This window comes from uncultured Chloroflexus sp., from assembly GCF_938091255.1.
Classification (GTDB): domain Bacteria; phylum Chloroflexota; class Chloroflexia; order Chloroflexales; family Chloroflexaceae; genus Chloroflexus.
Genome location: NZ_CALLJH010000059.1, coordinates 1 through 12,611, shown reverse-complemented (window position 1 = coordinate 12,611; position 12,611 = coordinate 1). Strand labels below are relative to the sequence as shown.

Below are 12,611 nucleotides of genomic sequence, written 5' to 3'. Positions count from 1 at the left end.
GCGCATGCGGCGGCAGATTGCAGTTTTTGCTGATCAGAACGCTATAGCCTCTCTCTTGGCCTTCAGCGATGAGCTGGAGGCCAGTTGGCGTTTGCCGCCCGATTATGGGTATTTGTTGCGGCTGGTGATCGAAGAGGTGGCTACCAATATCGTCAAGTATGGCTACCACGATCACAACCGTGACCAGATCCAGCTCGCTTGCGAGTACGAGCAAGGGGTACTTACGGTGACCATTCGTGATCGTGGCCAGCCATTCGATCCGCGCGAAGCGCCGCCGCCGGACATCCATGCGGCTGCTGATCAACGATTGATTGGCGGGCTTGGTCTCTTTTTCGTCCGTGAATATGCCGATACGCTGACCTATCACCACGATCCGCGCAGCGGCTGGAATGAGTTGACGGTAACGAAGGCGATGAGTATGCTCGATCGGCTGCGGGCCTTGCCGATCTTTCAGGCCGTGCCGGAAGCGGTGCTGGCCGAGCTGGCTCCGCGGCTGGCGGAATGCCGTTTGGCCGCTGGCGACGTGTTGTTCAATCAGGGGGACTCCGGCGCCGAATGCTTTGTCATTCTCGACGGCGCGGTCGAGGTAATTACATTCGTGAACGGCGCCGAGTTGCGGCTAGAGGTGTTCCATCCCGGTCAGATCATCGGTGAGATGAGCTTGATCGATCGCAGTCCCCGTTCGGCGACAGTGCGTGCGATCGAGCCAAGCCGGCTAGTTGCGTTGAACGAAGCGGTATTTGCCACCCTGATTGGTTCCAGCCCGGAGCTGGCGATGACAATGCTGCGTAGCATCGTCAGCCGGGTGCGCAACACCAACCAGCGCATGATCCATGACCTCGAACGCAAGAACGCCGAGCTGGTGGCCGCCTATCAACAATTGCAAGCCGCCCAAGCCGAACTGATCCGGCTCAACCGGCTCGAAGAAGAGCTGGCAGTTGCGCGCCGCATTCAGCAATCGTTTTTACCCCGCGTCTTGCCGGAACCACCCGGCTGGCGCATTGCGGCATTTAGCCGGGGAGCACAGGCGGTTGGCGGTGACTTCTTTGATACCATTACCCTTCCCAATGGCCAGATCGGGCTGGTGGTCGCCGATGCCTGCGGCAAAGGCGTCACTGCTGCGCTCTTTGTCGCCCTCAGCCGGTCGCTCTTGCGCGCCGCTTCCCAAGCTGCCGGCAGCGTCCAAGGCGATGGTGATACCAGCGCGGCGATTCTGCTGCCCGCCGTAAGCCTGACCAATGATTATATCTGCCGTGAGCATGGTGAATCGATGATGTTTGTGACCCTCTTTTATGGCTTGCTCGATCCGGCCACCGGAGTGATGCAGTACATCAATGCCGGCCATAATCCACCGTTGCGAATCGGGCGCGATGGCGCGGTGATTGAGGAGTTAAGCGAAGGCGCGCTACCGATTGGCATCGTGACCGGGCAAACGTATGAGGTGCGCGCGTTGCGGATTGCTCCCGGCGAGAAGTTGGTTGCATTTAGCGATGGCATTACCGAGGCTATGAACCCGGCTGGGGAATTGTTTGGCGATGACCGTCTCAAAGCGTTGTTGCGAGCGCAGGCGCAGGGTACGGCGGCTGAGTTGGTGGCAGCAACGGTGTCGGCAGTGGATGCTTTTGCGCAGGGTGCGCCCCAAGCCGATGACATCACCCTCTTGGTGGTAGAGCGATTGCCGGCGGATGGGTAAACCCGCGCCACTACCGCCGGCAGCCGAAACCCCTGAGCGAGCCGTGCTATAATGACCGCATCCTTGATTGCATAGCGGGCCATCACCTGCTAGAAAGGGGTTTTTCGGCGTGAAAACCGAGCAAGTAGATGACGTGCTCATTATTGAGCTGCCAGCACGCCTCGATGCCGCCGGCGTTGCCGCGATCGAACAAGATTTGGCGGCCGCGATTACAAACCACGGCGGTAAAGTATTGGCCGATATGACCGCAGTGACCTTTGTCGCCAGCTTGGCGTTGCGCATGCTGCTGAGCAATCTGCGCGCTGTGCAACCGTTAGGGGGGGATGTGCGCTTGTGCGGGTTGCAACCGCAGATCGCCGAAATCTTCCGTAAGAGCCGCTTTGATACGCTCTTCAAGATTTACCCCGACCGCGAAGCGGCGCTGGCGTCATACCGCGATCGGTAAGGTGCGATGCAATGGGGCGAGACAGCTCTCGCCCCGCTGGTTATGCCGATCGCTCGTTCACCAGCATCATGGCCATTGCGGCTGCCGACACCGCCAGTAAGACCAAGGCCGGCGCCGCGGCTTGGGTAAACATCGCTTCGCTGGTGGCGCTCCAGATCATTGTAGCAAGGGTCGGGAAGCCGGTCGGGCTGAGCAGCAACGTGGTCGGCAATTCCTTGATCGAGGTGAGGAAGACCAGCGCTGCTGCCGAGAGGAGGCCGGGAGTCATCAACGGAAAGGTGACGCCGGCAAAGACGGCAAGCGGCGAGCGACCCAGCGAGCGGGCGGCATCTTCGACCCGCGGGTTCATCTGCTGCAATGTGGTGCGGAGGCTACCGATCGCCTGCGGCAAGAAGCGGATAGCCAATCCGAACAACAGCATCGGCAGAGTTTGGTACAGCCACGGCGCATAGTTGGCGCCGAAGAAGACGAGCGCCAGCGCAACGACAATCCCGGGCAGCGCGTAGCCGGTGTACGCAGCGGCATCGAGGATGCGGCTCAGCCGGGAGGGAAAGCGGGCCGCCAGTAGCGCAATCGGAATGGCGGCCACAACCGACAGCGCCGCTGCACCGCCGGCAGCGAGCAGGGAATTGGCCATAGGTCGCCAGAGCACATCGAGCGTCTGCCCATTGAGCAAGCCGCGGATCAACCAGTAGCTAAGCGCCAACAGCGGCATCCCGATGCCGAGCAAAGTCAACAAGGCGGCGTATAGCGCCGCTAGCCAGCGCCACGGCCCAATGTCAGCCAGCCGGCGTGGGCGAGCCACGGCGCAGGTGGTGCGGCTCATGCTAGGCCGGCCACGGATAAGCTGCTCGATCCCGATCAGGCTGAGTGTCAGCCCAATCAAGACGAGGGCCAACAGGGCGGCGCCGCTGCGATCAAACGATCCGCGATACTGCACGTAAATCGAACGGGTGAAGGTCTCGAACTGCAAGAGTGACACCGCGCCGAAATCGCTCAAACTGTAGAGTGCAGCCAGCAGTGCGCCAATCGCAATCGCCGGGCGCACTTGCGGCAAGAGAATGCGCCAAAAGACGCGCCACGGGCTATCGCCCATGCTGCGGGCAGCATCTTCCACTGCCGGATCACACCGTTGCAACGCTGCGCGCGTATTCAGCAACACATACGGATAACTGCTGAGGGTGAGGGCCAAGACGGCGCCGCCGAAGCCATATACCGGCGGCAACCGCTCAACCCCCAACGGCGCGAGCATCTGTTGCAGCAACCCTACCGGCCCTAACACTACAATGATCGCAAAGCCGTTGATATATGACGGCACAGCTAGCGGCAAGGCGGTCGCGATCGCCCAAAAGCGGCGACCGGGAATATCAACGCAGACTGTCAGCCATGCTAACGGTGCTGCGATGAGTACGCTGAGCAGCGCCGTGGCGAGGGCCAGACCGATACTATTCGTCACGACCCGCAGCGTGCGGGGGCGAAGCAAGGCCGCCCATGCATCAGGCCCGGCTTCGAGGGCGCGCACCAGTAAATAGCCGATCGGTAGCAACACGAGTACAACAATGCCGAGACTCAGCCCGATCAAGACCCACGGACGCGCGCGGCGTTGGGGAGTGGCAACGGCTAGTTCAGAGAAGGTGACGCGACGGATCATAGGCTTGGAATGATGGACGCCGCGATCATGCACGATCGCGGCGCATACACACGGTTATAACGCTCCGACATCGCGCAGCAATTGCAAGGTGCTTTGCAAATCGCGCAGTTGATTAAGATCGATAGCAGGTGTTTGAATTTCCGACAGCGGCTTCAGGCGTGGATCAGGTTGCACATTACCGGCTAGGGGGTACTCGAAGGTCTTTTCTGAGAAGTATCGCTGACCTTCGGTTGAGAGCATGTAGTCAATCAGACGCTGTGCCGCCGAGGGGTTCTTCGCCGTCTTGAGAATGCCAACGCCGGCAATGTTGATCAACGCGCCAACGTCGCCATCGGCGGGGTAATAGTTGGCTGCCGCTAACGTATTGCCCGACTGGCTCTGCAATTGGTAGAGATAGTAGTGATTGACGAAGCCAACGTCAATCTCGCCAGCAGCAACTGCTTGCACGATTGCCGCATTCTTCTCGTAGGTCTTGACCTCGTTGGCGATCATCCCTTCCAGCCACCGCCGGGTCGCCTCTTCGCCCAACTGTATCCGCATCGCGGTGACAAACGCTTGGAACGAGCCATTAGTCGGCGCCCAACCAACCCGACCCCGCCACTGCGGATCGACAAAACCGGTGATCGAACGCGGCAAATCGGCCTCGGTCAGCTTATTGGTATTGTAGACCACTACGCGGGCGCGGCCACTGATGCCAACCCACAAGCCATCAGACGAGCGGAAGCGCGGTTCCACCTGATTGAGCGTTTCGGCAGGCAAGGGGGCCAGCATGCCGGCAGCCGCCAACGCGCCGAGCGCGCCAGCATCTTGGGCAAAGAAGAGGTCGGCGGGACTATTGGCGCCCTCTTCGAGGATGGTAGCCACCAACTCAGCGGTATCGCCATAGCGCACTTCAACTTGAATGCCGGTAGTTTGAGTGAATTGGGCAAAGAACGGCCCAACGAGGCTTTCGCTGCGGCCGGAATAGACGACAATCTTGGCTGGCGTATCAGTTGGTGCAGACGCTTGGGTGGGCGTGCTAACAGTTTGATTCCCACAGGCGGCCAATGTGGATGCCGCCAATGTCAACAGCGCGAACAGGCGCAGAAAGCGATTCACGGTTTCTCTCCTCGACTACGTCGATTCTTCGTGACAACGACCACAACCTTGCGCAAGGTTGACGTTAGTATATCCTAACCTTTTCCGAAGGTCAAGCTAATTTACGAACATTTTGGTTGAGATATTTAGAAAAAGGTTGTGAAATAGGTGGGCAAGCGCGGGGGCTACGTCCACAGCCGGTCGAGCGTCTCAAGCAACAATTGGCTATGGCGGCTCAGATCGGCAAGGGCGATATGCTCATCGGGGGCGAACAGCGCACTGATCGCCGGCGTCAAGCCGAGGCTAACGGTAGGGATAGGCTGGCCGCCGGTGAGCAGGCTGAGCGGCGCCACATAGGGGCCAGCTGGTACTATTGGGAGGGGACGTTCGCACACAGTGGCACCGATCGCTGCGACTCGGCTTACGATCGGATGATCAGTGGCAGTAATCCAAGGCGGATAACCGCCGGGCAATCGTTCAAGGACGAGATCAGCAAACCCTTTATCGTCAAGATGGCGGCGTACTAACTCATAGATAGCATCAGGCTGCTGGCCCGGCACTAATTGGAGATCGAGCAGGGCCGAGGCGAGGGCAGGGATGACCGGCGTGTCGCTATGAGGTTCAACGGTCAATGAACTGACATTACAGGTTGGGAGTGTTACTTCTGTGCGGCTGAGAGCCGCGCCGTCGATTCCAAACAAAAACTGGTCGATCTGCCATGCTTCCCGGCGCGCGGCGGCGGCCAGTTGTAATTGGCGAATCGCGGCATTATCAGCGCGGGAAGGGCCTTCAACCGCATCGTAGAAGCCCTCGATGCGCACATCTTCATCATCACCCTTCAGGGCGGCAAGCGCCCAGATCAGGCGCCAGAGCGGATTCGCGACGCTGGTGGCAAAGCCGGCGGGTAACGGATAAGCTGGGCCGCGGGCAGTCAAGCGTAATCGGAGCCAGCCCTTGCTGCCGCTCGTGCAGATTGGCGTGCCGTGCGCGTCGCGATCACCGATGCTGGCCAATACCGCATCGCATCGCACCAGATCGGTGTGGGCTGGCAATGCTTCAGCTAATCCCGGACTGCCAATTGTGGCGGCGCCCTCGATGACAAGAGTCACACCGCACGGCAACCTGCCTTCACGTTGCACAATCGCTTGCAAGGCGGCGAGGTGGGCAGCGAGCGCTCCCTTGCCGCCGGCGACGCCACGCCCGAATATCTTGCCGTCGCGTTCGGAGATAGCGAACGGTTCGTGCGACCAGTAGCGCCAAGGGCCGGTTGGCGGCGTATCATAGTGATGGTAGAGCAACAGCGTTTGGGGGCGTCGGCCAGAGCGGTGGGCAATAATCACCGGCGCCGCGCTAGTCGTGGCGATGCGCACATGCATACCGAGCATGCGAATGAAGAGCGCGATCTGTTCAGCCGCAGCGCGCAACTCTTCGATATGCCCAGTCGTTGATGGCAACCGGCAAATGTGGTGCAGCACATGCACGAGCTGTTCAGTTGATGGCGGTGCGTGAACAGTCACCCAGATTGCTCCCGTTGTAGTGCAACATCGGTATTTGGTGAACGAATTATAACACGGGGTTTACTCCAGAGAGGGTTAAGGCCATGCTAGAATAAAGTGCGAAATGTCACATTATTCTTGCAATCCGCGACAGCCGGTCGCGGCTGGAGGTTATGGCATGGATTCCCGGTACCGCGCATTTGTGAATTTTGCATGGCTGAATGTTGGCTACAACCTGCTGGTGATTATGTGGGGCGCATTTGTGCGTGCTACTGGTTCGGGCGCCGGTTGTGGCGATCACTGGCCGCTGTGTGATGGGCAAGTTATTCCACGCGCACCGGACACGGCACAGATGATCGAGTTTTCGCATCGGGTTACAAGTGGAATTGCTCTCTTGCTTGCAGTTGCATTGCTCGTTTGGGCCTTACGCTTGTTTGCAGCCGGGCATCCGGCACGGCGGGCGGCAATTGCCACGATGGTCTTTATGGTTGTAGAGGCGCTAATTGGCGCGGCATTAGTGCTCTTCCAATTAGTGGCACATGATGCCTCACTGACCCGGGCGCTGTCACTCGGTCTGCACCTGATTAACACCTTCTTGCTGATTGGCGCGATGGCATTAACCGCATGGTACGCTAGCGGTAAGCCAGCGCCTGAATTGCGCGGCAAAGGGGGGTTGCTTGGCATATTGATCGCTGCGCTAATTGGCACGGCGCTGGTTGGTTCAAGCGGCGCAGTGACTGCGCTGGGTGATACACTCTTGCAGTTGGGCGTGTTGCCCGGCGGCGTATCGCAATCGATCAACCGTGACAGTCACCCCCTCGTCTGGATGCGCATTATCCACCCGGTGCTAGGCACGCTGGTGGGTTTAGCAATGATTACCTTGGCTCAGCGCGCTGTGCGCTACGATCCTGCTCCGTCCACGCGGCGGCTAGCATGGGCTACTGCTGCCATCTTTGTCGGTCAAATTTTTCTTGGTGTGGTAAACGTTCTGCTCAAAGCACCGGTGTGGATGCAGTTGGTGCATCTGCTCTTCGCCGATCTAGCTTGGTTAGCGCTGGTTTTGCTCAGTGCGACGTTGCTAGCGCGGCCAGCGACAGTGACTGTGCCGCATGCGCCGGTCGTTTCCGGGTCGCCGGCCCGTTAGCCGGTTTGGCATGCGATGGGTTGTAGTTTGGCCTATTGCACAACGGGACTAGGGTCATCTTGTGCGCTAAGCGGCGCTATGGTATAACCAATAACGAAGGGTCATCCTCACCTCATCGCTCTCTTGCATAGGAGGCCCGCGAATGGCGCTGCATGGATCGTTAGAGCAGGTATCATTGCGCGAGCTAATCGATCTCGCGACCTATAGCTCACTCACCGGATCGCTCGATATCGTTGGCGAGCGATCCGGTCGTATCTTTCTCTTTAATGGCCAAATCTACCATATTGAATGCGAAGGGCAGATTGGCGTCGAGGCGCTTGGGATACTGCTCAATGTGCAGAAAGGGATGTTCAACGTCACAAGTGGCGCGCGCAGCGAGCAGCAGTCAGTGTGGGGCGATCTCGAGACGTTGCTGCGCAATGCCGAACGCACAGCGTTACGCTGGCGCCGGCTGTGGCATCAGGTGCCTTCGCTACATTTGACGCCGGTACTGGCAATGCCGCGGGAAGTGGCGAAAGAGCGTGCGAAGGTAACGGAGCATCTGCTCATTGATGCGATCGATGGGCGCAAGCGAGTGGGCGAGATTGCGGCTGAGTTGCACTGGCAGGCAATTGATGTGGTTGAAGGCATCGACCATCTGGTAGCGCAACAGATTGTGCGGCTCGAAGCAGTGCCACTGGCGCCGCACGATCCTGTGCCAGAGGCGCAACCGCAACCGGCACCGCCGGCAATCCCCGCTATTGACCGGCTATTAGCGATTTTGCGGTCGTGATCTCAATTAAGATGGCGTAGGGTGGTAGGGGCGCAGCTATGCTGCGCCCCTACTGTGCGTTATACTATATGCATTCGCCAATACGCAAAACGATGGGGGTTGCGATGGAAGTGACTCTGCCTACCGGCGTGCAAATACGCTACGATGATGTGGGGAGCGGGCAGCCGGTCGTGTTGTTGCATGCGTTTCCACTAAGTGCGGCGCTCTGGCGCGCGCAATTGACTGCGCTCACCGATCGGTTTCGTATGATTGCGCCCGATCTGCGCGGGTTTGGCGGTTCGCCACCCGCACCTCTACCGCAATCGCTTGACGATTATGCCGATGATGTGCTTGCCTTGCTCGATGCATTACAGATTGAACGGGCGATCATCGGCGGGCTATCAATGGGTGGCTACATCGCGTTTGCCTTGCTCCGCCGGGCGTCTGAGCGGATCAGTGGCTTGTTGCTGGCCGATACCCGTGCGACTGCCGATAGTGATGCAACCCGCGCGACCCGCGCCGCTAACGCTGAGATTGCGTTGCGCGAGGGTAGTGCGGCGTTAGCGGAACGATTGCTGCCGAATCTGCTAGCGTCGCAAGCGAGCGAGGCGCTGCGGGCCGAATTATTGGCCATTGCCGCCGCTAATCCGCCTGCGGGAGTGGCTGCGGCATTGCATGCGATGGCGGCGCGCCCTGACTCAACGCCGCTCTTGAGCCAGATCCGCGTGCCAACGACCGTGGTGGTCGGTGCGGAAGACACGCTGACCCCGCCGAGCGAGGCGCGGGTGATGCACGAAGCGATTGCCGGCAGCCGGTTTGTCGTGATTCCCGGCGCCGGCCATCTCAGCGCAATCGAGCGTCCGGCTGAATTTAATCTGGCGCTGGTTGAGCTGGTGATGCAGGTGGCTGCAACCAATACGAAAGAATAGGCGTCACCACTCTTGGCAGTGGGCCGCCGGCCCAGAGATTTCCTGCCCAAACAATCGCAGCGGCGCATGCGCCGCTGCGGTTCTGCTGCACAAAGTGTCTTAGTTCTGGGTCGTTTCTCGCCGCTCGCGGATACGGGCCGCCTTGCCGGTACGACCGCGCAAGTAGTACAGCTTGGCCCGGCGAACCTTGCCGCGCCGAATAACCTTGATTGAATCGATACGTGGCGCGTGGAGCAGGAAGGTACGCTCGACACCGATCCCGTGTGACGCAATCCGGCGCACGGTAAAGTTCTCATTGATGCCCTCGCCGCGCCGGCGAATGACGACCCCCTCAAAATCTTGCACTCGTTCGCGGTTGCCTTCAACCACTTTGACGCCGACTCGCACCGTGTCACCGACGCGAAATTCGGGAATGTCGGTGCGGTATTGGCGCCGGCCCAATTCTTCGAGTAATTGCTGCGACACGGCGTCGCTCCTTTCGGATCGTGCCGGCAGGCGCCCGCATGGCAGCGGGACTGCACGGCGTGCTAACACACAAATTTGGCAGGCGGATGGTTTGCCGCCTGCCAGACCGGCTCTGTTCCGCTGCTGATTATACCATAGCCGTGGTATGTCGGCAAGCGGCGAGCGTATCTCAGCGGTACGTAGCTGCGGTGTATGGGCGAGGCAGCTAGAATTGATTTTGTTAATGCGCCAAGCCGTGCTATAGTTCGGTACGTAGCTGCGGTGTATGGGTGAGGCAGCTAGAATGGCGACGCTCGATGCTGCGCCGAAGAGTGAGGTCTATGGCGATGGCGTGAATAACGCGAGGCGTGTCTTCCGTGCCCAAGACGACGAAGGCTGTGTCAACACCGGTGCGACGTTCTGCCCTGCGGCACCACGATGGGTATGATGATCACAGTTATGGCATAAATGCATTGCTATTCTTTTGTATATTCACTCCTAAACTGCTAAACTACAAGGCATATTGCCGCGTATAACAATCTTCTAGGCTGGGGGGCAGTGATTGAGGAGGAGCGAACAGTGACATCAGAGTTAACGATCACAATGGAATCGGTGACGCCGCTGTTTTTGGGCGGGGCAAACCCGCGCGGTGCGCCGGAGCTGCGGCCGCCGAGTTTTCGCGGGGCGATGCGGTATTGGCTGCGGGCAGCGCTGGGAGGGGTCTGTGGTGACGATGAAGCTGGGTTGTCTGTAGCGCGCGAAGCTGAGGCGCGTGTTTTCGGCAGCACAGACGAGCAATGCGGTGGGGCATCGAGTATCACTCTTCGGGTCAAAGGCGACTTGTCTAAGCCAGAAGAGTATCAGCGTGCCCCGGCCGTGTGTGTAGAGAAAAACGGCGAAAGGTTACGCCAACCTACTGGCCGCGATTACCTGTACTGGTCTATGCCGGGCTTCGGAGGGGAGCCTAACCGGAAATATTACCCGGCGGGTTATAAATTCTCTCTGAACTTGAGTGTACGACCGGGTGTTATTGATGGCAGAGCAGTATTTCAGCAGGCCATAGGTGCGTTATGGCTACTCGTTCAATTAGGGGGTATTGGATCACGATCACGGCGCACAGCCGGTAGTCTGAGCGTGGTTGAACCATTGGCCGTAGAGGGCTTGTCGTTCGCTTTGCATTCAAGCGATTCAAGCGGGATCGTTCAGGAACTGAAAGAAGGCTTAAACAACGTACGGAGGCTGTTCCAAGAGCATATTAGCCCAAGGAGATTGGCACAGCCAGCCGAATTTGATGTCTTGCACTCAGGCGTGTGCAAGGTCTGGGTCTTGGGCATCTGGCCTTCCTCTCAGCAAGCCGTCGAGGCGATCGGTGCGGCTATGCGCGATTTTCGCACCTATCGTGAACCTGACCATTCACAAGTGGCAAAGTGGCTTAGTGGCACGACAATTCCAACGGTTGAACGGGCTGTCTTCGGCTTGCCCCTTCCATTTCGCTATTCCAACAACGGCCCGAAAGGCGTCGTTCAAGGACGAACCAAACCAAAAGAGCAAGCCATTGATCGGCGAGCTTCACCTTTGTGGCTTAAGATCTCCAAAACGCAGACAGGGGCCTTCGTTGGTATAGCCACTCTATTCAAGTCGCGCTTCTTGCCTGAGGGTGAGAAACTACATGAACAGAATGAAAAGGGCCTTCCATTACCTCTGCCGTCGAGTTATGCCCTGATTGAGCAGTTCATAAAGGAAGGATTTTCTGCGCAGGAGGTTACTTTTGACTGACGCCGTCCTCATCTTCACCTTCAGCCCGGTGCAGTCCTTCATCGCCGAGGCGCGGCGGGCGGCAGACCTGTACGTGGGCAGCCGCATTCTGTCTGAGCTGGCAAAAGCGGCGGCGCAGGCCATCGGCGCAGTCAACCTAGTCTATCCCGCTTCGCTCAACGGCAGCGTGCCCAACGTGATCGTCGCGCGCGTGCCGGCCGTCGAGGCGAAGCAGATCGCCGAACGCGCAGAGCAGGCGCTGCGCAAAACGTGGAGCGAAATCAGCCAGACAGCGCACAATCAATTCGCCGCTTGGAAATTCACCGATTCAGTGTTTGACGCTATCTGGAAACGGCAGGCCAATCACCTGTGGGAGGTCTTTTGGGCCGCCGCTGAGGAGGAGACGTCCGGCTACCGCGACGCCTACGAGCGGGCGCGCGCCGCGCTCGACGCGGTGAAGCGCAGCCGGCTCTTCGCGGCCTGCGACGAACCCGGCATTAAGGACACCCTCTCCGGCCGGCGCGAGGCGCTGCACCAGCATGGACAGACGCACTTCGCGCAGGTCAAGGGTTTCTGGGCGCAAGTGGGGAAGCGCACGACCGCTGCCAAACTCCGCCCCGACGGCCGCGAGCGGCTGGACGCCATCGGCGCGACCAAGCGTTTTTGCGATCTCGCCAGCCAGCAGTTCCCCTCCACCAGCACTATCGCTGCGTTAGACTTCATCGAACACGCCAAGCAAGTGGCGGCAGAAGCACTACACACTTACCGCGATGTCGTCGCCCCGCTTGGCGTCTACCGCGTGTGCGACGATGACGATTGGCCCTACGACGGCGACCTGCTGTTCGAGGAGACGCTGACACCAGAGCGTCTGAAGGACAGCTACGGCATTCACCAACCTGACAAGCAAGCGCTAGAAAAGGCGTGCCAAGCGCTTAAGGCATTGCACAACGCCGCAGGCGGCGCGCCCTCGCCGTACTATGCCGTGCTGGTGCTGGACGGCGACAGCATGGGCAAGCGCATTAGCGCGTGCTTGGGGCAGGACGATCCGAAAGGCGCCCACGCCAAGCTGAGCCAATCGCTCGATGCCTTCGCGCAACAAGTTCAAAGCATTGTCCCTAAGGACTGCCTGATCTACAACGGCGGCGACGATGTGCTGGCCTTCCTGCCGCTGAGCTGGGCGCTCGACACAGCGCATAAGCTGGCGCAAGCCTTCGAGCAAGTCGCCC

At 59.4% G+C, this 12,611-nt stretch carries 12 protein-coding genes; 8 read left to right on the top strand and 4 right to left on the bottom strand.

Annotated features, from left to right (window positions below; translation table 11 throughout):
* The first annotated feature begins 4 nt into the window (after window positions 1–4).
* Window positions 5–1,693 (top strand): SpoIIE family protein phosphatase, encoded by a 1,689-nt coding sequence (locus tag Q1A00_RS16800; RefSeq protein ID WP_298482434.1) that lies wholly within the window; start codon window positions 5–7, stop codon window positions 1,691–1,693.
* Between the two features lie 109 nt (window positions 1,694–1,802).
* A complete protein-coding gene (locus Q1A00_RS16795; protein WP_298482433.1) occupies window positions 1,803–2,138 on the top strand; it encodes an STAS domain-containing protein in 336 nt (111 codons plus the stop codon).
* 40 nt (window positions 2,139–2,178) lie between these two features.
* On the opposite strand, the gene Q1A00_RS16790 is transcribed toward Q1A00_RS16795, so the two are convergent.
* From Q1A00_RS16790 to Q1A00_RS16780, 3 genes are all read right to left on the bottom strand, one after another.
* A complete protein-coding gene (locus Q1A00_RS16790) occupies window positions 2,179–3,789 on the bottom strand; it encodes an iron ABC transporter permease (protein WP_299757957.1) in 1,611 nt (536 codons plus the stop codon).
* A 54-nt stretch (window positions 3,790–3,843) separates the two neighbouring features.
* Entirely contained in the window at window positions 3,844–4,887 is a 1,044-nt protein-coding gene (locus Q1A00_RS16785) for an iron ABC transporter substrate-binding protein (protein WP_298408354.1), read from the bottom strand.
* A 164-nt stretch (window positions 4,888–5,051) separates the two neighbouring features.
* Window positions 5,052–6,383, bottom strand: coding sequence for a M20/M25/M40 family metallo-hydrolase (locus tag Q1A00_RS16780; RefSeq protein WP_299757954.1), 1,332 nt, complete (start codon window positions 6,381–6,383; stop codon window positions 5,052–5,054).
* 157 nt (window positions 6,384–6,540) lie between these two features.
* Between Q1A00_RS16780 and Q1A00_RS16775 the strand changes: the two genes are divergently transcribed.
* From Q1A00_RS16775 to Q1A00_RS16765, 3 genes are all read left to right on the top strand, one after another.
* Complete coding sequence (locus Q1A00_RS16775; RefSeq protein ID WP_298408328.1) at window positions 6,541–7,506, top strand: COX15/CtaA family protein; 966 nt, start codon at window positions 6,541–6,543, stop codon at window positions 7,504–7,506.
* Window positions 7,507–7,648: 142 nt separating this feature from the next.
* The gene (locus Q1A00_RS16770) at window positions 7,649–8,278 is read left to right on the top strand and encodes a DUF4388 domain-containing protein (RefSeq protein ID WP_299757951.1); all 630 of its coding nucleotides are present in this window, start codon (window positions 7,649–7,651) and stop codon (window positions 8,276–8,278) included.
* Between the two features lie 104 nt (window positions 8,279–8,382).
* On the top strand, window positions 8,383–9,186 hold the full coding sequence (locus tag Q1A00_RS16765; RefSeq protein WP_298408323.1) for an alpha/beta fold hydrolase: 804 nt from the start codon (window positions 8,383–8,385) through the stop codon (window positions 9,184–9,186).
* 99 nt (window positions 9,187–9,285) lie between these two features.
* Here the strand turns inward: Q1A00_RS16765 and rplS are convergent, their stop codons facing one another.
* Window positions 9,286–9,651 carry a 50S ribosomal protein L19 gene (gene rplS / locus Q1A00_RS16760; RefSeq protein ID WP_298408321.1) on the bottom strand — a complete coding sequence of 122 codons (366 nt, stop codon included), beginning with the start codon at window positions 9,649–9,651 and terminating at the stop codon, window positions 9,286–9,288.
* A 283-nt stretch (window positions 9,652–9,934) separates the two neighbouring features.
* On the opposite strand from rplS, the gene Q1A00_RS16755 reads away from it, so the two are divergent.
* The 3 genes from Q1A00_RS16755 to cas10 all read left to right on the top strand — a co-directional run.
* Entirely contained in the window at window positions 9,935–10,078 is a 144-nt protein-coding gene (locus tag Q1A00_RS16755; protein WP_298408318.1) for a hypothetical protein, read from the top strand.
* 131 nt (window positions 10,079–10,209) lie between these two features.
* On the top strand, window positions 10,210–11,406 hold the full coding sequence (gene cmr1, locus Q1A00_RS16750; RefSeq protein WP_299757947.1) for a type III-B CRISPR module RAMP protein Cmr1: 1,197 nt from the start codon (window positions 10,210–10,212) through the stop codon (window positions 11,404–11,406).
* Window positions 11,399–12,611, top strand: a 1,213-nt coding sequence (gene cas10, locus Q1A00_RS16745; RefSeq protein ID WP_299757944.1) for a type III-B CRISPR-associated protein Cas10/Cmr2, incomplete at its 3' end; no start/stop codon positions are given. The genes cmr1 and cas10, both read left to right, overlap by 8 nt.

What these genes read in the sequence shown, in the direction of transcription:
- Q1A00_RS16775 (WP_298408328.1), top strand. Translation starts at nt 6,541, where the DNA reads ATGGATTCCCGGTACCGCGCATTTGTGAATTTTGCATGGCTGAATGTT.
- Q1A00_RS16770 (WP_299757951.1), top strand. Translation starts at nt 7,649, where the DNA reads ATGGCGCTGCATGGATCGTTAGAGCAGGTATCATTGCGCGAGCTAATC.
- Q1A00_RS16765 (WP_298408323.1), top strand. Translation starts at nt 8,383, where the DNA reads ATGGAAGTGACTCTGCCTACCGGCGTGCAAATACGCTACGATGATGTG.
- Q1A00_RS16790 (WP_299757957.1), bottom strand. Translation starts at nt 3,789, where the DNA reads ATGATCCGTCGCGTCACCTTCTCTGAACTAGCCGTTGCCACTCCCCAA.
- Q1A00_RS16755 (WP_298408318.1), top strand. Translation starts at nt 9,935, where the DNA reads ATGGCGACGCTCGATGCTGCGCCGAAGAGTGAGGTCTATGGCGATGGC.
- Q1A00_RS16800 (WP_298482434.1), top strand. Translation starts at nt 5, where the DNA reads ATGCGGCGGCAGATTGCAGTTTTTGCTGATCAGAACGCTATAGCCTCT.